Source organism: Falsihalocynthiibacter arcticus (genome assembly GCF_000812665.2).
GTDB lineage: Bacteria > Pseudomonadota > Alphaproteobacteria > Rhodobacterales > Rhodobacteraceae > Falsihalocynthiibacter > Falsihalocynthiibacter arcticus.
On the sequence record NZ_CP014327.1, the window covers coordinates 1,320,478 to 1,340,680 of the forward strand.

At 55.2% G+C, this 20,203-nt stretch carries 10 protein-coding genes and 3 pseudogenes; 5 read left to right on the forward strand and 8 right to left on the reverse strand.

The window, feature by feature from the left end; translation table 11 throughout:
- Positions 1–25: 25 nt before the first annotated feature.
- Both RC74_RS06550 and RC74_RS06555 read right to left on the reverse strand, forming a co-directional pair.
- On the reverse strand, positions 26–1,396 hold the full coding sequence (locus tag RC74_RS06550; protein WP_039000347.1) for an MFS transporter: 1,371 nt from the start codon (positions 1,394–1,396) through the stop codon (positions 26–28).
- 60 nt (positions 1,397–1,456) lie between these two features.
- Positions 1,457–1,996: a thioesterase family protein gene (locus RC74_RS06555; protein WP_039000304.1), complete on the reverse strand. Its 540-nt coding sequence runs from the start codon at positions 1,994–1,996 to the stop codon at positions 1,457–1,459.
- Between the two features lie 137 nt (positions 1,997–2,133).
- Here RC74_RS06555 and RC74_RS06560 point away from each other — a divergent pair.
- The 3 genes and pseudogenes from RC74_RS06560 (at position 2,134) to yaaA (ending at position 5,309) form a co-directional block, all read left to right on the forward strand.
- Positions 2,134–2,420 (forward strand): annotated as a pseudogene (locus tag RC74_RS06560) (YggT family protein).
- Between the two features lie 66 nt (positions 2,421–2,486).
- A complete protein-coding gene (gene recQ, locus RC74_RS06565; RefSeq protein ID WP_039000345.1) occupies positions 2,487–4,538 on the forward strand; it encodes a DNA helicase RecQ in 2,052 nt (683 codons plus the stop codon).
- A 3-nt stretch (positions 4,539–4,541) separates the two neighbouring features.
- Positions 4,542–5,309: a peroxide stress protein YaaA gene (yaaA, locus tag RC74_RS06570; RefSeq protein WP_039000301.1), complete on the forward strand. Its 768-nt coding sequence runs from the start codon at positions 4,542–4,544 to the stop codon at positions 5,307–5,309.
- Here the strand turns inward: yaaA and RC74_RS23490 are convergent.
- Complete coding sequence (locus RC74_RS23490) at positions 5,293–5,907, reverse strand: response regulator (protein WP_335339590.1); 615 nt, start codon at positions 5,905–5,907, stop codon at positions 5,293–5,295. The genes yaaA and RC74_RS23490 overlap by 17 nt on opposite strands.
- Before the next feature lie 377 nt (positions 5,908–6,284).
- Positions 6,285–7,718 (reverse strand): annotated as a pseudogene (locus RC74_RS23495) (ATP-binding protein); the annotation flags it as partial.
- A gap of 14 nt (positions 7,719–7,732) precedes the next feature.
- Here RC74_RS23495 and RC74_RS06580 point away from each other — a divergent pair.
- Together RC74_RS06580 and pbpC are read left to right on the forward strand one after the other, a co-directional pair.
- On the forward strand, positions 7,733–13,177 hold the full coding sequence (locus RC74_RS06580; RefSeq protein ID WP_039000300.1) for an alpha-2-macroglobulin family protein: 5,445 nt from the start codon (positions 7,733–7,735) through the stop codon (positions 13,175–13,177).
- Positions 13,174–15,227, forward strand: a pseudogene (pbpC, locus tag RC74_RS06585) (penicillin-binding protein 1C). Before RC74_RS06580 ends, pbpC begins: the two are co-directional and overlap by 4 nt.
- 11 nt (positions 15,228–15,238) lie before the next feature.
- On the opposite strand, the gene RC74_RS06590 reads toward pbpC, so the two are convergent.
- From RC74_RS06590 to RC74_RS06605, 4 genes are all read right to left on the reverse strand, one after another.
- Positions 15,239–16,414 (reverse strand): acetyl-CoA C-acyltransferase family protein, encoded by a 1,176-nt coding sequence (locus RC74_RS06590; protein WP_039000299.1) that lies wholly within the window; start codon positions 16,412–16,414, stop codon positions 15,239–15,241.
- Between the two features lie 72 nt (positions 16,415–16,486).
- A complete protein-coding gene (locus tag RC74_RS06595; protein WP_052274600.1) occupies positions 16,487–17,266 on the reverse strand; it encodes a metallophosphoesterase in 780 nt (259 codons plus the stop codon).
- Between the two features lie 94 nt (positions 17,267–17,360).
- Positions 17,361–18,956, reverse strand: a complete 1,596-nt coding sequence (gene serA, locus RC74_RS06600) for a phosphoglycerate dehydrogenase (RefSeq protein WP_039000298.1) — start codon at positions 18,954–18,956, stop codon at positions 17,361–17,363.
- Positions 18,957–19,039: 83 nt separating this feature from the next.
- Positions 19,040–20,182, reverse strand: a complete 1,143-nt coding sequence (locus RC74_RS06605; RefSeq protein ID WP_039000296.1) for a phosphoserine transaminase — start codon at positions 20,180–20,182, stop codon at positions 19,040–19,042.
- Positions 20,183–20,203: the final 21 nt, after the last annotated feature.

Sequence of the window (20,203 nt, forward strand, 5' to 3'; positions counted from 1 at the left end):
ATAACAGTCAATATGCCGCGTAATTTCATGCGGTTTGGTCTCCTTGGGGTTTCACCCAGACTAACAGGACGAGGCCGATAATGAATAGCGCAATTAAGGGCGTTATCCCTATCCGCGCGTTTCCGCTTATGTCTGACGTCAATGCCACCAATGCGGGCGCAAGGAAAGAGGTGGCTTTGCCCGACAGCGCATAAAGGCCGAAAGCTTCGGTCGCGTGCAACGGGTTTGCATGGCGGACCATCATTGTCCGCGAACTTGCTTGCAGCACGCCACCCATACCGCCAATGAGGCCGCCGCAGATGAAGAAAATAATGTCAGGTGCGCTGGAACCCTGCGAAAATTGGATGCCGAAAAGGCTCTCGCGCGTCATCGAAACCACAACAATACAAACGCCAATCAGGACGAGGATCGCGACTTTTAAAATGGGTTTTGGCCCCGTCCTTTGATCGATATGCCCGCCGAAATACGCGAAAATCGCCGCCGTGATGGCCCCCACAATTCCGAATATCCCGATCTGAATGATTGACCAATCTAGCACCGCTTTCGCATAGAGCGCCCCAAAGCCATAAAGCCCGTTCAGCGCGTCGCGATAAAAAAGGCTGCTGGTGAGAAAGGCAAAAAGGCTGCTGCGTTGGGGCAAGGATTTAATGGTTTTCCACAGGGACCCAAGAGCGGTTTTTACGCCGCCCTCTGTTGCATTTTCGCGGGGTGTTTCACGTACCCAAAGGAAAAACGGGATCATCCCGATGATAAACCAAAGGGCGGTAAAAGGGCCGACAAACCTAGTGCCTTCACGCGCTGCGCTCTCAAGTCCGAACAGAGGTGCAATGCCCAAAAGAGTCACCCCTGTCGCGTTCTCGGCAAAGAACAACAACATGATAAAAAGCGATAGAACCCCGCCCCAATATCCAAGCGCAAACCCCGATCCAGAAATACGTCCGATGTCCTTTGGGGGCGCGAGGGTCGGCAGGATTGAATTGGTGAAAATCGTGGTGAACTCCGCCCCAATGAGGCCAATACCAAAAAACATCAGTACAATCGCGATGTTAAAGCTACTGGGATCGGCGAACCACAAGCCAGCAGCCCCCACAACATACAGCACCGAAAACGTCTTGATCCAGAGCGTTCGCCGCCCCGAACTATCGGCAAACGCGCCCAAGACGGGGGCTGAAAAAGCGATAATAAGGCCGGTGATCGAAAGCCCGTATCCCCAATAGGCCTGCGCTTGGGCTTTTGCGGCATCGGGCGTCATGCCCGATGTCATCAGCGAGTTAGCGACGATTTCCGCAAAATAGGGTCCGAAAATAAAGGTCAAAAGCAACGTATGATAAGGCTGGCTAGCCCAATCAAACATCATCCACCCCCAGATGCGTTTCTTCGCGGAAACCTCTGTCATGCCCATTCCTCTACGTCTTTTTCAACAACTGAATAGAGAAGTGGCCATTTGCGCAAGGTTTTAGAGGGCGTCCTGCATCGGTGGCCACGGGCGTTGACCTTCGGCACCCACCCAAGCGGCGACCCATTCTGGCATCGCGGGAGCATCCGTTTCCACACCCATCGCCGTCATAACGCGATCTGTCGCAACAATCCCGTTGCGATCCGTTATCGCCATTCTAAACAGCGCATGGCTCGTACATTCGCCCTTATACCACATCGATTGCTCCAGAAAGATGAACCGCGCATCCCACGTTACAAGGCGACTGTGCATTTCGAGGCGGTCAAATACGCGCACGCGGCGTCGGTACCGAACGCTCGATCCAGCAACCGTTAGGCCCCATTTCTGCGCCTTCATAGTTTTCATAACGCCTGTACGTGTGGCCAATGGAATACGCCCAAGGTCATAAATCGAAAGGGTGCGACCATTGTTGAGCTCGAACCAAAAATCCAGATCCCAAGGCCAGCAAATGTGGTGCGAGACATGCGTTTCCCCAAGTTCAAGCGCGGGGGCATTTCGGAATTTAACGACTTCTTTGCCCATTCGGAAAAACGGATACATTGGGAACTCCTTTTCGCATTGGCTTGGCGCGTAACTGACCTATCGTCAATACCTACGTCGCGGCAAATCCACCTAAACTCTTGTCAGCGCGCGCTACGACCTTTACTTGAGGGAAACAAAGCAAAAAGGTTCGGTTCATGTCTTCACTCTATCAAATCCTAAATCTGCTCATCAGTGTCGTGTGGTACATCATGATTGCGCACATCATCATGAGTTGGCTGATTAACTTTCAGGTTCTGAATTTGCGCCAACCGCTTGTTGCGCAACTTTGGTTTGGATTGAACAAATTGCTTGAGCCAATTTACAGCCGCATTCGCCGCTTTCTGCCCGAAATGGGGGGCTTGATCTTGCGCCGCTGGTTGCCTTTCTTGCGTTGATCATCGTCCGCATTCTTCTTCAAAATAACGCAGCGCTTTTCTTCTAGGATCGCTTGCCCTTGCGCACAGCCTGTGGGATTGTGGTGACAACCAAAAAAGCAGCACCACAGGCCATGACCACCGCGCAATCGCTCCTCTCTTCTGTCTTCGGGTTTGATGAATTTCGACCCGGCCAAGAAGAGATCGTTGATGCCGTTACCAACGGCAAAAACACGCTGGCCATCATGCCAACTGGGGGCGGGAAATCGCTGTGTTTCCAACTTCCGGCCTTGGTGCGTAGCGGTGTAACGGTCGTTATTTCCCCGCTGATCGCCCTCATGCGCGATCAAGTGCGCGCTCTGAAAGAGGCCGGTGTTGAAGCCGGAGCCTTAACCTCTGGAAACACCGAAGAAGAGACCGCGCAGGTGTTTGAAGCGCTGGATGCGGGCCGTTTAAAGCTATTATATTTGGCGCCCGAACGGCTTGCGAACGGCGGCACGATGAACATGTTGCGCCGCATCGGCGTCAGTCTCATCGCCGTTGACGAGGCCCATTGTGTTTCGGCTTGGGGCCATGATTTCCGTCCCGACTACCTCAAAATCGGCGAGTTGCGGGAGCTTCTTGACGTGCCCCTCGCGGCGTTCACGGCAACTGCCGATCAAGAAACCCGCGATGAAATTGTCGAGCGCCTCTTTAATAATGTGCAGCCAGAAACCTTCCTGCATGGCTTTGATAGGCCCAATATCCACCTGAAATTTGAAGCAAAAGACGGCCCGCGCGGGCAAATATTGGCCTTCGCCGCTGCCCGCAAAGGTCAGCCCGGGATCGTCTATTGCGCTAGTCGTGCGAAAACCGAGGCCCTCGCCAAAGCCTTGCGCGATGCTGGCCACCACGCATTACATTACCATGGTGGCATGCAAGCCGACGATCGCCGCATTGTGGAAAGTCGATTTCAGCGCGAAGACGGCTTGATCGTCACCGCGACCGTGGCCTTTGGCATGGGCATCGATAAACCCGATATTCGATGGGTCGCCCACGCAGATTTGCCCAAATCCATCGAAACGTATTATCAAGAAATTGGTCGCGCGGGTCGTGACGGAGCCCCAGCGGAAACCCTGACGTTGTTTGGGGCCGAAGATGTTCGCCTACGCAGAACCCAAATTGATGAAGGGCTCGCCCCACCTGATCGGCGGATGGCGGATCACGCACGCCTGAATGCGCTACTGGGTTTGGCCGAAGCGCTGCGGTGTCGTCGCCAAAACCTGCTGTCCTATTTTGACGAAGACAGCCCGCCTTGCGGAAATTGCGACCTATGTGAAACGCCTGCGGATATTTTTGACGGCACCATCGCGGTGCGAAAAGCCCTCTCCGCGATTTTGCGCACGAACGAGTATTTCGGCGCGGGCCACCTCATCGACATTCTGATCGGAAATGTGTCGCCAAAAGTCCGCGAACGCGGCCACGACGCTTTGCCAACTTTTGGCGTTGGAAAAGAGTTCAATAAGCGCGAGTGGCAAGCGATTTTCCGGCAAATGATGGGGCATGATTTGGTGCGCCCTGACGCCGAGCGATACGGCGCCCTACGGATGACCCAAGCGGCGCGCCCCCTCTTGCGCGACGAAACGACGATTGAGTTGCGGCGCGATCTGATCAAAAAGGCATCCGAAACGCGGACGCCTGCGATCAAACGCATGGTTTCCGACGAGGATGAACCTCTCCTCAGTGCGCTAAAAGCCAAACGGCGCGCCCTCGCCGAAACGGCGCGTGTTCCCGCCTATGTTGTTTTCAACGACAAAACGCTTATCGAAATGGCGGAAACCCGCCCGAAAAATCTCGACGATATGGCGCGTATTGGCGGCGTCGGTGCGAAAAAGCTCGAAACCTACGGCGCTGTTTTTCTGGAGGTCATCGTTGGGGCGGCATCCGAAAATATGCACCCCTTGCGCCGAAAAATAGCGGGCAGGGCCTCGGGGGATGTTTTTGACAAGCTTGCCGAAACACAGGTTCGACTGGCGCGCGGCGAGTCTGGATTGGATAAATACCTAAGTTGCAGCACGTCCACGCTGCGCCATATCGCTGAGCGAAAACCGGCGTCGTTAGATAATTTAGAACGTGTGTCCGGTATGGGGGCGGTAAAAGCTGAGCGCTTTGGCTCCGCGTTTCTTGAAGTTTTGAAAGAAGATTGAAAAATGCTAACCGTAATCTCCCCCGCAAAACGTTTGAATTTTGATCCCATTGATGGCCCCGTGTCCTTTCCGAAGTTTCAGGAGGACGCTACCTCGCTCGCGGCCACCGCGAGTCGCCTTTCCGTCAAAAAGCTTCAAGAACTAATGTCTATTAGTTCAGATCTCGCCAAACTCAACGCGCAAAGGTTTCGCGATTTTGAACCGGAATCAACATTGGAAAACGCTAAACAAGCGGCCTACGCCTTTGCGGGTGACACCTATTTGGGTCTCGAAGCTTCGAGCCTAGATGCGGACGAGATGGATTTCGCACGTGGGCATTTGCGGATTTTGTCGGGCCTGTACGGCGTGCTGGCACCTCACGATCTCATTCAACCCTATCGTTTGGAAATGGGGAGCCGATTAAAAACGCGCCAAGGAAAAACGCTGTACGCATATTGGGGAAACCGAATTGCTAAGGCCCTCAATGATGCTGCCCAGGCCAGTGGCAGCGATATCCTCGTAAATTGCGCGTCCAAGGAGTATTTCACAGCCGTTGATCTATCGGTGCTTACCTTGAAAATCGTGACCCCTCAGTTTCTGGAAGATCGTCCTGGCGGGCCGAAAATAATTAGTTTTAGCGCCAAGAAAGCACGCGGGGCGATGGCAAGATTTGTTATTCAAAACCGTATTGAAGATCCCCAAGGCCTTCGCGATTTTGAAAGTGGCGGGTTTTTGTTTGCTCCTGAGCGCTCGACCCCTGAGCAACCCGTGTTTATCAAGCCAATGGCGTAGCTTCCAACGCTTCGGTTGGTAGTTGAATTGGCAAAGCACCATGAGGGAGGTGCTTCTCTATTTTTTCGAAAATAATGGCTTTTCGAAGGGGTTTGGTGGAATACTCATCCAAGCCAGCTTTTAAAATTTCGTCCTTATCCTCGGGCATAGCATGGGCCGTGAGCGCGATGATGGGCGTGTGCTTTAATCCATCTTGAGTTTCTATATTCCGGATCGATCGTGTGGCTTCCTTGCCGTCAACTTCGGGCATGGAAATGTCCATAAAAATAACGTCGGGCCGAAAACTCTGGAACAATTCAATGGCCTCACGGCCGTTGTTCGCAAACTTGAGGTCGATGTCGAGATTTTTAACCATCTTTCGAAAAACCAATTGATTGGTTTTATTGTCCTCTGCAGTAAGCACGCGCATTCTGCGAGGCGACCCGTCAATGACCTCATCTTCGGGGGGGTAGGATTGGGCGCAACACTGTCTATCTGAGCGGCAGTCGAGGAACCGGTTGGCAGGGCCGGAATGAGTGGCGCCGGATCGGATAGAATGGTGGAAATTCGTCGCAGAGCGCCATGGAGGTCGCACTTGCGAATGGGGTGTTGCAGGCATTGAGCAGTTTTAGCGTTAGCGGGAAGCACCGTTTTTCCAGAAGCAACCAAAAGGATCGGTTTGTTCGTCGCGGCCTCAGTAATTTTTTCAATAATTTCAGACGCCCCTAATCCATGATAACTCACACCGACGACAAAGAAATCAGCAGCGTTCTCCGCCAGAGCCAGTGAAAGCGAGGGAGGTGCGATGGTTTCAATCCCCATAGGATTTAACTGTGTGGCAACGATATGGGTAAGTTCCGGTTGGTCTTCGAACACATACGCGGTCGATAGATTCTCGAAGTGTTCAGCGCTAATATGGGCGGGCCCCGTAGTCGTTTGTAGTTGAAGTCTGAAACTAAAACATGACCCAACGCGATATTGCGACGTCACCCAGATTTTGCCTCCCATCAACTCAACCAGTTGTTTGGTAATTGCGAGGCCCAGTCCGGTGCCCTCAAACTTCCTGTTCCGGTCATCCTCGACTTGGTTGAATTCGCCAAAAATGTAGTCGACCATATCTTCCGGAATGCCAATCCCCGTATCCGCAATCGAGACTTGGATATTAGCCACGTTTCGTTGCTCGGAAGGCAACTCTAAAACTTGCACAAGGACGTGGCCTTTTGGGGTAAACTTGACGGCATTACCTATTAAATTGGTTAGTATCTGGCGAATACGTCCCGGATCCCCCAAATAGTACGAAGGGAGATGCGGAGCGTAATCGATAATGAGGTCGATACCCTTGTCATGGGCTGATGGTTGCAAAAGCGTGAGTATTTCATGGAGATTCTTTTCTAAATCAAATGGTTCCGGCTGAAGGATTAGTTTTTCCGCTTCGATCTTGGAGTAGTCAAGAATGTCATTAATAATGACAAGAAGCGCTTCTCCGGAGTGTTTGATGGTATCAATATACAGCTTTTGCTCATCGTTCAGCGGGGTGTCCGAAAGGATGTCGGCCATGCCTACGACACCGTTCATGGGCGTGCGGATTTCGTGGCTCATATTGGCCAAAAAGGCAGATTTTGCGCGATTGGCGGCCTCGGCCTTGGTGCGTTCTTCTTTCAGCTCCGCTTCATACCGAATTGTTTCGGTAATATTGATCGCCAAAGACACGGTATCGCCAGCGTCCGCCCGCCGATCGATGAGTTTGATAAACTGGTCGTTCCACAATTTAAGGGTACGAGGTTCGATCTCGGGGGATTGCCATCGATCAAGCATAGACTCCCGCCACTCGGCGCGCGTCTCGCCCTCGGTATCAACAATGCCTTCGTCGCTAAAAAACTCAAGGATTTGGGAATAGTTGATCCCTGTTCGCACATCTTCAAGTTCGTCGAAAATGGCCAAATACGCGCGATTAGCAGAAATTAGATTGTTGTCTTTGTCAAAAACGGCAAACCCGTCCGGAATTGTTTCAATGGAATCCCAAAGGCGACGTTCCGCAATTTGAACTTTGGTTTCCGCATTTCGAAGGTCAGATAATACTTGGTGCTTTTCGTTTTTTAGCGTTGCAGCAGCGCTTCGAACATCCTTCACTTCTTTGCGTTTTTCGACAATTTGATTGGATAGCGCGCGGGCATGATCCCCCAGCCGCGAATTCGCGTTGAACAACTCCGATTGTTTTTGCTCTAGCAATCGCTCCGCCGCAAGACGTGCGCGCCGTTCCTGAGCTAGCTTGTTGGCGATGTTCATTCCAAAATTATGCCCCGAAGAATGCTTAAGAAAGCGAGTTTGGGCGATTCTGGTAAAAAGATTCTTAAGGACATCTAAATTCGCCCAGTCAAAGTCACTTGGTGGATTTTTAACAAAATCTGTGCAAGGCTTCGAACGATTCATTTTGAGGGTTTCCCATGCGCATTATTTTTGCCGTTTTCGCTTTTCTCTTGCTCCTGCCAATAAGTGTTGCCGCGCAGGATGGCATGCCGGACCGGCGGTTCTCGATTTCCCGTGATTTGGATTTTTACGGCGCTGATTTACAGTCCATTTTTGATACAACTTTCGAGGTTTGCCAGCGCACCTGTTTGGCCGATACTCAGTGCAAAGCCTTTACCTTCAATAAGCGCTCTAATGCCTGTTTCACCAAGAAAAGTGTCGAAGATACAGTCGCTTATGAAGGCGCTCTTTCAGGCCGAGTCTGGGATAATGACCCCCGATTGGTTGCTTCTGCCGCGCAGCGATTGACTGAAATACCCTTTGTCGGCCAACCCCTACGCGATGGGGCCTATACGTTGGCGGCAAACCTTGGTCAGTATCACTATAGTGGCGAATGGGGTGTTGAAGACCTGTTGAATTCCGCCAGTGATCGTGAGGCCAATGGCGATCTGATGAATGCTCTGCATTTTGTTGGTGGCGCACTGTCCCTAACGGATTCGTCGGATTTATGGGTTGAATATGCGCGTCTTGCATTGGCCGTGAAGTTTGAGAACAGCGCCACGCAAAACACCTATCGCCAACGCGCGATGTGGGCCGCGATAAACGGATATATTCGCGCAGTTAACAATCCGCAAAAATCCAACGCGCTTTTCCAACTCGCGCTCGCGTTTGAAGCTAACAACCTTGGTCGCCAGATGATTCCCGCCCTTAACAAAGTCGCCGAAATCGCGCCGCGGGCCGATGCGGATGCCCTCCTAGAAAGCGCCATTGCCAAATACGGATTCCGCATTACGGGCAACGAAATCGAGAGCGATTTGGCCGCCCCTCGCATCTGTGCAACCTTCTCCGAAAATCTGGTCGCCGCTGGGGTTGATTATACATCCTACATGCAGTTTCCAAGTGCCTCGCTTGCCGTGGAAGTCGAGAATGATCGCCTCTGTATTTCGGGTCTATCCCACGGCGAACGCGCCAAATTCACCTTCCGCCAAGGGCTACCCGCTGCCAGTGGCGAGACCCTCGCAAAAGACGTCGAAATCACTGGATATGTTCGCGATAGAACCCCCAGCGTCAGCTTCCCAAGTCGCGCATATGTCCTTCCCAAAACCCCCAATGCCGCCTTGCCGATTGAATCGGTTAATGCGAGCGAGATCGACCTAACCCTGCGCCGCGTTTCGGACCGCAATCTGTTGCGCGCCATTCAGGACAACTACTTCGGTCGCCCCATGTCCACATGGACCGAGCAAACCTTCGCCAGTGAAATTGCCGAAGATATCTGGACGGGCACGGCGACCCTCACGCAAGACCTTAACCAAGACGTCACCACGCGCCTGCCGCTTGATGAAGCACTTACGGGGCAGCCTGCGGGAATCTATGCGCTCAAGGCCAGCATTCCGGGCACCGACCCCTATGATAATCCGCCCGCAACCCAGTGGTTCGTACTCTCTGATCTCGGGGTCGCTACGGCGAGTGGCATTGATGGGCTGCATGTATTTGTGCGCAGCCTTGCGAGTGCCGACGTAAAGTCCGGCGTGACGGTCACCTTGCTTTCTGAGGCGAACTCCGTGCTGGCCGAGGGGCTAACCGATGCAAAGGGTTACGTGCATTTTGACGCGGGACTCACTTTGGGCACTGCTGGACGCGCGCCCGCGCTTGTGACGGTCACGGACGGCGAAACCGATATCGCGTTTCTCTCGCTCAAGGATGCCGAATTTGATCTCTCGGATCGCGGCGTCGAGGGGCGGCCTCCCGCGCCTCCGATTGACGTTTTCATGACCACGGATCGCGGCGCGTATCGTGCGGGCGAGACGGTAAATGTGACCGCTCTTTTGCGTGACCAAGCTTCCCAAGCACTACAAAATGTGCCTGTGACTGCCATTTTGCGCCGCCCCGATGGGGTTGAATATACGCGGCAAGTTTCCACCTCCTCCGAGATGGGCGGTCACGTACTTTCGCTACCAATTGCCGCCACGGCGCCGCGTGGAAAATGGACGCTTGCCTTGTATGCCGACCCTGAGGTCGCAGCTCTCGCAACCCAAACCTTCCTTGTTGAAGATTTCCTCCCAGAACGCATTGATTTCACATGGGACTTTGCCGACACCCCTCTGCGCCCGGGACAGGATATGTCCGTGGCTTTTGATGTGAAATACCTCTTTGGTGCCCCCGCCGAGGGGATGGGGGTTTCTGGTTCCGTGTCCTTGCGCGCGTCTGAGGGTCTAAGCGCCTATCCTGGGTATCAATTCGGCCGCTACGACGAGAGTTTCTATGCCGAGCGCACGTATTTTGACGGCGGCGATACCGACGCCCAAGGGATGGCAAACGCTGTGCTCACACTCCCCGAAAGCGATGGTGCAAATCGCCCTCTGAGCGCTGATTTCACCTTTTCGGTCACCGAAGGGTCGGGTCGTCCTGTTGAGCGCCGCGAAACCCGCGATCTTGATCTTGCGGGGTCTGTCATCGGAATCAAACCCCAGTTTGACGATGTGGTCGCCGAGGGTACAGCTGCCGAGTTCCTCATCCTACCTTTGGACAAGACCCAAACCCCCGTTGCGATGGATTTGGTCTATGCGGTCAATCGCGTGGAAACCACCTATCAATGGTATCAACAATACGGCAATTGGGACTATGAACCAATCACCCGCCGCACCCGCGTCGACAGTGGTAAAGTCACCTTTACGGGCGATCCAATCACCGTAAGCACCCCTGTTGAGTGGGGCCATTATGAACTGGTCGTGGAGCGGGCAGGCGGTGAAGCCCTCTCAAGCTCGCTGGACTTCTACGCCGGTTGGTATGTCGCCGCCGATGTGACCACCACGCCCGACGTGCTCGACGTTTCCTTGGACAAAGCGAGCTATGTTCCGGGCGAGACTGCGACCCTGCGTTTTGTGCCGCGATATGCCGGCAAGGCCCTGATCACGGTCATGTCGAACCACCTGATTGATATGAAAATGATCGACGTGGTTGAGGGCGAAAACACTATCTCCCTCCCCGTCACCGAGGCTTGGGGCGGTGGCGCATATGTCACCGCCACGGTCATCCGGCCCATGGATACGGCGACCAAACATAATCCCGCCCGCGCACTCGGTCTGTCCTATGCGCCCGTTGATCCGGGGGCGCGTGTTTTGACCGTAACTTTCCTAACACCTGAGGAGGTCGCCCCGCGCGGCCCGCTCGATGTTTCGCTCAAAGTCGACGGAATAGAGCCACATGAAGACACTTACGTCACCATCGCCGCCGTCGATGTTGGCATTCTCAATCTCACAGGATTTGAGGCCCCCGATGTGTCTGGCCACTACTTTGGCCAGCGCCGCCTCGGCGTCGGTCTGCGCGATATTTACGGCCGTCTTTTGGATGGCATGAACGGCGCGATGGGCGAAGTACGCTCGGGTGGCGACGCGGCCCAAAGCGGAAGTTTTGACGCACCGCCCCCCACCGAAGAACTGGTCGCTTATTTCTCGGGTCCGCTCAAAGTTGCCGCCGATGGCACGGTCCAAACCACCTTCGATCTGCCCTCCTTCAACGGCACCGTCCGTTTGATGGCCGTGGTCTGGTCGGACACCGCCGTTGGCGAAGCACAGGCCGATATCCTCGTGCGCGATCCCGTCGTTGTCACGGCTTCTGTACCGCGCTTTATGGCCCCCAATGACACCTCGCGCCTACTGCTCGAAATCGTGCATGCAAAAGGCCCCGCAGGTCACATGGACATCGCGGTTTCCTCCGCAGGTCTTGATCTCGACATCACCGCTTTGGCCACAGGGTTCGAGTTGGCCGAGAACGGCACCGCGCGCCTGACGGTTCCCATTCGTGCCACGCATACGGGCCTTCAGGAAATCGCAATTACTTTGATCACGCCTGACGGAAAAATCTTGGAAAAAACCCTAACGCTCCCCGTGCAAAACAACGATCCCGCCGTGATGCGCACCAGCCGTTTTGACCTCGCGAACGACAAAAGCCTGCTCTTTAACAAAGACGTTTTCGCAGGCCTCCTTCCGGGAACGGGCGAAGCCACTTTGGCAATAGGCACCCTCGCACAGTTTGATGCCCCCGGCCTTCTGTCCGCGCTGGATCGATACCCCTATGGCTGCACCGAGCAAGTCACCTCCCGCGCGATGCCGTTGCTTTATCTAAGTTCCGTTGCCGAGGCGATGGACCTCGATACCCCCGAGGGCCTCAACCTGCGGATCGATCAGGCCATAATCGAGGTTTTGGCCAATCAATCTTCCAGCGGAGCCTTCGGTCTGTGGCGTCCGGAATCCGGCTCTCTTTGGCTTGATGCCTATGTGACCGATTTCCTCTCTCGCGCGCGTGTTACGGGGCATGACGTGCCCGATCTTGCTCTGCGCTCTGCCTTGGACAACCTGCGCAACCAAGTGAACTACAACGCCGATTTTGACTCTGGTGGCGAGGGTCTTGCCTACGCGCTCCTCGTTCTTGCCCGCGAAGGGGCGGCGGCGATGGGCGATTTGCGTTACTATGCCGATGTAAAAGGCGACGCTTTCGCAACGCCCCTTGCCCAAGCCCAAATCGGCGCGGCACTGGCGAGTTATGGCGATCAAACCCGCGCGGACCGGATGTTCAAGAAGGCCGCCGTTTCCCTCTCGCGGATGGAATCTGATCGTGATCGCCAATACTGGCGCGCTGATTTCGGCACGAACCTGCGCGATACTGCCGCGGTTATCACCCTTGCTGTGGAATCCGGTTCCACCGCGCTGGATATCGACGCCCTCACGCAATTGGTCACTCAAAACGGCGAGGCCACGCGCTCTACCCAAGAAAATATGTGGACGCTCATGGCCGCGAATGCCCTGCTTGAGGATCCCTCCGTCGCAGGCTTCACGGTGGATGGCGTCCCCGCAACTGGGCCATTGGTGCGCGTGCTTGACGCCCAAACCAATGCGGGACAATCGCTCGATATTCGCAACCAATCGGGCAAAACCCAGCAAGTCACCGTCACCACCTATGGCGTCCCCGAAGTGCCCGAACCCGCGCGCGGCAACGGCATGAGCATCACCCGCAGCTATTTCACCATGGATGGCGAGGCTGTAACTTTGGACAGCGTTAGTGCCGGAACGCGGCTGGTCACCGTCCTTGAAATTACCCCCTTCCGCAATCTCGAGGCCCGTCTGATGGTCGCCGATCCCCTCCCTGCGGGCTTTGAAATCGACAACCCATCCTTGCTGCAAGCGGGCGATATCAAATCTCTCGAATGGCTCGATTTGGATATCTACGTCGAAAACGCCGAATACCGTCAGGATCGCTTCCTCGCCGCCGTAAATCATCGGTCCGACAAAGCGTTCAATCTGGCCTATATCGTGCGTGCGGTTTCGCCTGGCGACTATCATCACCCCGCCGCGAGTGTTGAAGATATGTACCGGCCTCAATTCCGCGCCCATACCGATTCTGGCCGCGTTTCTGTCGTGGAATGATACTCAGACACATCACATGGCGGGGGCTGGTTTTCCTCGCTGTGTTCCTCCTCATGCTGGCAACTTTGCGCGACCGGTTCGACCAATGGGTGCGCGACACAGAATTGCCTCCGATCGTTCAGGAAACCTCTGTCGAAGTGCGGGATCGCAGCGGCGCATTGCTGCGGGCCTATACCACCTCTGGCGGGTACTGGCGCCTCGCGACAACCTTGGATCACGTCGATCCGCGCTATGTCGACATGTTGATTGCCTTCGAGGATAAACGCTTTTTTACCCACAACGGGGTCGATTTGCGCGCCATGAGTCGTGCCGCCAGCCAAGCTATTTGGAACGGTCACATCATCTCTGGCGCTTCCACTCTTACCATGCAAGTCGCGCGTCTGCTTGAGGGCGGAAGCACGGGGAGTTGGCAAGGGAAAATCCGCCAAATCCGACTGGCCTTGGCGCTCGAACGCACCCTCACCAAAGACGAAATCCTCACGCTCTATCTCAACCGTGCGCCGTTTGGCGGCAATATCGAAGGGGTGCGCGCCGCGTCTCGCGCCTATTTCGCTAAGTCCGCCCGACGCCTGACCGCCGCCGAGGCCGCGCTGCTCGTGGCGCTCCCCCAATCGCCAGAAGGGCGTCGTCCTGACCTGAATTCCGAAAATGCACATCTTGCCCGTGACCGTATTTTAGACCGCCTCGCGTTGGCAAATGTACTGCCCCCCGACGAGATTGTTGCCGCAAAAACAGAGCCTATTCCGGGGAATAGACACGAATTTCCCCGTCTCGCGCCGCATCTCTCGGACCGCGCAATCGGTCAAGCTCCGCTGCGCAGCGAGCACTATCTTACGGTTGATGCGCGGCTTCAGGAATCCCTTGAGGCCCTCGCCATTACCGCCCTCAGAAACCAAAACGAGTCGATGCAGGTCGCAATTCTTCTCGCCGATCACACAACGGGCGAAATCCTCGCAAGTGTCGGATCGGCGGGGTACAAAAACACGCGTCGCCGTGGGTTTATCGATATGACCAACGCCGTGCGCTCCCCCGGTTCAACCCTTAAGCCACTCATCTATGGCCTCGCGTTTGACCAAGGGCTTGCGCATCCCGAAACCCTGATCCAAGACCGCCCCACTGCCTTTGGCTCCTACGTGCCGCAAAATTTCGACGGTCAGTTTCGCGGCCTTTTACCGATACGAAAAGCGCTCCAACTCTCGCTCAATATCCCCGTGGTTTCCCTCACCCAAGCGCTTGGCCCCGCGCGCTTCGTTGCGGCTCTAAAACAGGCCGGCGTGACCCCCATCATTCCCGGTGGCAAAGCGGGCCTCGCGGTCGCTTTGGGCGGGGTTGGGGTCACATTAACCGATCTTGTCACCCTCTATGGCGGTCTCGCTGAAGGCGGCCAAACGCGCCCGCTTTATTGGCGCCAAGAAGACGAACCGATCCGCACAGGTCGCCGTTTTTTAACCCCCATTCCCGCATGGTACGTCAACGATATCCTCTCCGGAGTTGCGCCCCCAAAAAACGCTCCCAAGGGTCGGATCGCCTACAAAACCGGCACGAGTTATGGCCACCGCGATGCATGGGCGATTGGCTTTGACGGTAAATTCGTGGCGGGCGTTTGGATGGGCCGCGCCGATGGCACATCCTTGCCCGGCGTTTTTGGCGGCGAGCTTGCGGCCCCCATTCTGTTCGAAGCCTTCGCCCGCCTAAACCAGCCAACCTACCCCCTTGCCCCACCACCCGCCGCCGCACTTACGGTTTCATACGCGGACCTCCCACAGCCCTTGAAGGAATTCCGGGCCCGCGACGCCGCCTTTGGCGCGCCGCTAGGTGGGCCGGAATTGGCCTTCCCCCCGATGGGGCAATCCTTGAGAAAATGGATGTGTTCGTCGCCAAAGTCCGCGACGGAGAAGCGCCATTCACATGGCTTTTGAACGGAGCGTTAGTGGAAGCTGGCACGCGCTCTCGCGAGGTCTCACTGCCCTATCCGGGGCGTGGATTTGTCTCGCTTTCGGTGATCGATGCGCAGGGCCGTTCCGCGCGCACCGATGTGTTTGTGAACTGACTTAAGGCGAGTTAGAGCCTTTCAATCGCCAGCGCGATCCCCTGACCGCCGCCAATGCACATGGTGATCAAGGCGCGTTTTCCGCCCGTGCGTTCCAATTCATACAGCGCCTTCACTGTCAAAATCGCCCCCGTCGCGCCCACGGGATGTCCAAGCGCAATCGCCCCGCCGTTGGGATTGATCACTGCGGGGTCCATCCCCAACTCCTTCGCCACAGCCAAGGCCTGCGACGCGAAGGCTTCGTTGCTTTCAATCACATCAAAGTCGCCAATTTTGAGGCCCGTCTTTGCCAAAAGGGCTCTAACAGCTGGCACAGGCCCGATCCCCATAACCTCAGGGCGCACGCCCGCGATCCCATACCCCAAGACACGCGCGCGCGGTTTTAGGCCCGCTTTTTCCGCCGCGGATGCCGTGGCATATACCAAAGCCGCCGCCCCGTCGTTGATCCCCGATGCATTGCCCGCCGTAACGGTCCCGTCCTTTTGAAACGCAGCGCGCAACCCTGCCAAGGCCTCAAGCGTCGTTGCACGCGGATGCTCGTCGGTATCAAACTGAACCGTCTCGCGCTTCACCTTGATTTCAACCGGTACGATCTGGCTCGTGAAATATCCGTTTTCAATCGCCGCGACCGCCTTCTCTTGGCTCGCAAGCGCAAAGGCGTCCTGCTGCGCCCGCGTGATGTCATGTTCCTGCGCGACATTCTCGGCGGTAATACCCATATGCCCCGACCCAAACGGGCAGTTCAGCGTGCCCAGCATCATGTCCTGTGCCACGGCATCGCCCATTTTTGCGCCCCAACGCGCCGCAGGCAAAATATACGGCGAGCGACTCATGTTTTCCGCACCACCGGCCAGCCCAAAGTCACAATCTCCCAGCATTAGAGACTGAATCACCGAGATCTGCGCCTGAACACCAGAGCCACAAAGCCGGTTCACATTCATTGCAGGAACCCCATCGGGCACGCCAGCCTGACGCGCAGAAACGCGGGACAAATACATATCGCGGGGTTCTGTATTGATCACGGTTCCAAAGACCACATTGCCGATTTGCGCGGGTTCAACGCCCGCGCGCGCCATGGCTTCCCGCGCTACAATTGTACCCAATTCCGTCGGGGCAACGCCGCCCAAGCCCTTGCCAAAACTGCCAATTGCCGTCCGCGCGCCGCCTAGAATTACGATGTCTGTCATGGCTCTCTCCAATGTCATTTTGGAAAAGCCTAGCATTCTGACGGCGCACGCAAAGAATTACGTCACGTCGGTCTAGCGCTTGAAAAAATGCGCCTCTGGTAGGGTTGTCGGAACCTCGTGCCGCGTAATTTCCTCGCGCTCAGTCGACGATAGTTGCCAAACATTCCGCCCCTCAAAAACGGCCGCCGTCAAGTAATTTCCATAAGCCGCAGAACTGTCCAAATTAACGCGGTTAGGATAGCGCGTCGCATGAGTTAATGCCGTATGCCCGTGCACAATAAGCGCCCCGTGGTCCACATCACTATCCAAAAATCCTTCCCGAATCCAAACCAGATCATCCTCATCTTGGGCATTCAAAGGCACTGTTGGGCGAATTCCCGCATGCACAAAATGCACATCGCCGCGTGTAAAGGACGTCGGCCGCTGGCTCAGGAAATCGATGTGGGATTGCGGAACACTGCTGCGCGCCTCGGCATGAACTTCGCCATAGCGCCGCTTCGCGTCAACGTCGACACCATAGGACGCCAGCGTTTCCGTGCCACCAATCCGCGCATTCAGCCAGTCGAGACCGATAAATAAATGCGGGTCGTTTTTGGACACCTCTTCCAAATACCAAAGGAACATCCGGTCGTGATTTCCCATTAGGACGACCCAGTTTTCACCAGCATCAATCCCGTCGAGAAGATATTGGACCACCGCTTTGCACGCGGGGCCACGGTCCACCAAATCGCCCAAATGCACAATCGGCGCGTCGGTATCCTGCACACGCTTTTTGTCCTGCGCGATACGGTCGTGCGCATCATGCAGCATGTCGAGTTGTCCGTGGATATCACCGATTGCATACGTGCGCATATTGCGTTCCTTCAAGATTATTTTGTTATAAAACCACAAAAGACCCGCCAGCAAAACCGGCGGATCTTCTGTGAAATTCTCAGTACCCGTGGGCCTAGGTAGCGTCGAATTCCAAAGGCTTCACGGATTGGAACAAGCCCGTATCCGTGAGTTTTTTCAGGACGGTGTCTGATACTTTTCCGTCCACATACAACAGTGCAATCGCGTCGCCGCCTTGATCTGCACGACCCAAAGTGAAGTTGGCGATATTGACGCCGTTTTCACCCATGATGCCACCCAATGTCCCGATAATGCCCGGAACATCTTTGTTGGTGGTATAGAGCATGTGGGCGCCGACTTCGGCGTCGATGTTGATGCCTTTGATCTGGATGAAACGTGGCTTGCCGTCGTTGAAAACAGTTCCCGCAATCGAGCGTTCCCGTTTCGCCGTGGCGATCGTTACCTTGATATAAGCATCAAACGCACCCGATTTTTCCTGCGTGGTTTTGCTGATTTTAATGCCACGGTCCTTGGCGATAACCGGTGCCGAAACCATGTTCACGTCTGGGTTTGTCGACTGCATGATGCCCGCAATCGCGGCGCATTCGAGGGCGGCCAAGTTCATTTCCGCAACCGTGCCATCATAGGTGATGTTGATGGCCTTGATGGGTTCGTCGGTCAATTGGCCGATGAACGCGCCAAGGTGCTCGGCAAGTTTGATCCAAGGGCCCATGATTTTGGCTTCTTCGGCGGTAACCGATGGCATGTTGAGTGCATTTGTGACGGCCCCAGTGAGGAGGTAGTCGGACATTTGCTCGGCAACTTGCACCGCGACATTTTCTTGGGCTTCAGTGGTGGACGCGCCAAGGTGCGGCGTGCAAACCACGTTGGGAAGGTTGAACAACGGGCTGTCCGTTGCTGGCTCAACTTCGAAAACGTCGAAAGCCGCGCCCGCGACATGGCCGGATTTGAGGGCTTCGGCAAGGTCCGCTTCAATCACCAGACCGCCGCGCGCACAGTTGATAATGCGCACACCTTTTTTCATTTTCGCAATTGTCTCGGCGTTGATCATGCCGCGTGTCGCGTCGGTTGCAGGCACGTGCAGCGTGATGAAATCGGAACGCTCAAGCAATTCGTCGAGTTCTACTTTGGTAACGCCAAGTTTCGCCGCGCGCTCTTCCGAAAGGAAGGGATCATAAGCGATCACTTTCATTTTCAGACCAACAGCCCGGTCACAAACGATGCCACCAATGTTGCCCGCGCCGATCACGCCGAGGGTTTTATGCGTAAGCTCAACACCCATAAATTTGGATTTTTCCCATTTGCCCGCATGTGTGCTGGCGCTAGCTTCTGGGATTTGACGCGCCACCGCAAACATCATCGCAATTGCGTGTTCGGCGGTTGTGATCATGTTGCCAAACGGCGTGTTCATCACGATCACGCCTTTCTTGGACGCCGCAGGGATATCAACGTTGTCCACCCCGATGCCAGCGCGCGCGATGACTTTGAGGTTGTCGGCAGCAGCGAGGATTTTTTCGGTAACTTTGGTTGCCGAGCGAATGGCCAAGCCGTCATAGTCTTTGATCTTCGCGAGCAGCGCGTCCTTGTCTTTGCCAAGGTTGGGTTCGAAATCTACGTCGATTCCACGGTCGCGGAAAATTTGAACAGCAGCGTCGCTGAGTTTGTCGGAAACGAGAACTTTAGGTGCCATGGTGGCCTCCTCAGAAGTTTAAAAAATTTAAAAAGGGGGTGTCTGAAGGTTTAAAAACTTTAAAGTTTCAACCTTCAGACAGATTATTGAGCGGCGATCTCGGCGTTGAACGCCCAGTCGAGCCACGGCATCAACGCCGCAACATCGGAGGCTTCAATCGTGCCACCACACCAGATCCGAAGACCCGCCGGCGCATCGCGGTAGGCACCGATATCCAGCGCAACACCTTCGTTCTCGAGGCGCTTTGCAACGGCTTTAGCGAAAGTCGCACCATCCTTGATCCGCGCATCCGTAAACTTCACGCAAACCGAAGTTGTGGAGCGAATAGCAGGGTCCGCCGCGAGGAATTCAATCCAGTCATGTGTCTCGACAAACTTGGAAATCTCGGCAGTATTTGCATCCGCACGAGCGATCAAACCCTTAAGGCCACCTTGTTTTTTGGACCATTCCAGCGCCACAAGATAATCTTCAACACAGAGCATCGAAGGCGTGTTAATTGTTTCGCCGCTAAAGATGCCGTCGATCAATTTGCCACCTTTGGTAAGGCGGAAAATCTTGGGCAGGGGCCAAGAAGGTGTATAGTTTTCAAGGCGTTCCACGGCACATGGGCTTAGGATCAACATCCCGTGCGCCGCTTCGCCGCCCAGCACTTTCTGCCAGCTAAAGGTTGTAACGTCGAGTTTATCCCATGGCAGGTCCATCGCGAATGCCGCCGAAGTGGCGTCGCAAATGGTCAGGCCTTCGCGGTTCGCGGGGATTGCGTCGCCGTTGGGCATCCGCACACCAGAGGTCGTTCCATTCCATGTGAAAACAACGTCCTTGTTGTAATCAACGGCGGTCATATCGACGATTTCGCCATAGTCTGCGGTGCGCACATTGGCTTCGATTTTGAGCTGTTTCACGACATCCGTGACCCAGCCAGCCCCGAAGGATTCCCACGCAACCATTTCTGCGGGACGTTCACCCAAAAGGGACCACATCGCCATTTCCATCGCGCCAGTATCCGAAGCGGGGACAATGCCAATTTTATAATCTGTAGGGATTCCAAGGATTTCGCGGGTATTTTCGATCGCGGCCTTGAGTTTTGCTTTGCCGACAGCTGCACGATGCGAGCGGCCCAAAGGCGCGTCAGCGAGATCGTTTAATGTCCAGGAAGCAGGTTTGGCACATGGGCCAGAAGAGAAACGCGGATTGGCCGGGCGCGTTGCCGGAGTCGTGGTAGCCATTGATGGTATCCTCACAGATAT